General features: G+C 64.4%; 1 protein-coding gene. It reads left to right on the top strand.

What is annotated here, in order from left to right; translation table 11 throughout:
* On the top strand, positions 1 to 405 hold a 405-nt coding region (locus F0Q45_RS26870), incomplete at both ends, for an alpha/beta hydrolase (protein ID WP_223163968.1).

Genomic DNA, 405 nt, shown 5'->3' with positions numbered 1-405 from the left:
AACTCATGATGGCGCCGTCCCATCGCACGTCACCGTCATCGGGCACTCCTACGGATCGACGACAGTGGCCGATGCGTTCGCCAACAGCGGCATGCGCGCCAACGACGCCGTGTTGATCGGCTGCCCGGGAACCGATCTAGCGCACAGCGCCGCCGATTTTCACCTCAACGGCGGACGGCTCTATGTCGGCGCGGCCTCCACCGACGCGATCAGCTGGATCGGCGAATCAGGTGGCGCTATCCCCAATTGGGCCAACAACGCACTCGGCAGCCCGCTCGGTCCGCTGGCGGGGCTGGGCACCGATCCCGCTCACGACGGTTTCGGGTCAGTGCGCTTCCGCGCCGAAGTCGCCGGCTCACACAACCTAACCCCGTGGTTCAACGATCATTCGCATTACTACAACAT

This window comes from Mycobacterium simiae, assembly GCF_008370645.1.
Classification (GTDB): Bacteria; Actinomycetota; Actinomycetes; order Mycobacteriales; family Mycobacteriaceae; genus Mycobacterium; species Mycobacterium simiae_A.
This window is presented reverse-complemented; position numbering and strand designations above follow the sequence as displayed.